The following is a 421-nucleotide window of genomic DNA, read 5'->3' as shown; positions in this document are numbered from 1 at the left end:
AAATATACCAGGGTGACCGTAAAATATTACTACCACCTTAAGTCCCTGTCGTACCCAATACAGTTGGGCTTCGGTCATTTGCATATAAGTGGTGTACCGCACTTTGTTTTCACCATAAAGGACATAAAGGTCTAGGGCATCCGGTCTAAGATGTTTCAACCAAACGATGGTTACGGGATCAGCTACACAGTATAGCACTTTATCAGCATCTTCAATGAGCTTTTTATCCCCTAGAGACACTCCTATAGATTCAATTCCTGAACCCATAATGATTAACTCTCCCTTTTTAGAACAAAGAGGTATTTTTCCTTCTTCTACTTCTTGGACATCATCTTTCATGGAAGCAATACCTGCAGCCAACTCTTGCCATGCCTTTTTATGTTCTTCGTAGCTGGGGTAAGCTATATTTTTATCTTTTGAC

General features: G+C 40.1%; 1 protein-coding gene. It reads right to left on the bottom strand.

Annotated features, from left to right (window positions below; genetic code table 11):
• Nucleotides 1–421: SAM-dependent methyltransferase (locus E1171_RS00195; RefSeq protein ID WP_484628012.1), on the bottom strand; the 421-nt coding region annotated here is incomplete at both ends.

Origin of the sequence: Xanthovirga aplysinae (genome assembly GCF_009711365.1) — a bacterium.
GTDB classification, from domain to species: Bacteria; Bacteroidota; Bacteroidia; order Cytophagales; family Cyclobacteriaceae; genus Xanthovirga; species Xanthovirga aplysinae.
The sequence above is the reverse complement of the archived record's forward strand: the minus strand, read 5'-3'. Positions and strand labels throughout refer to the sequence as shown.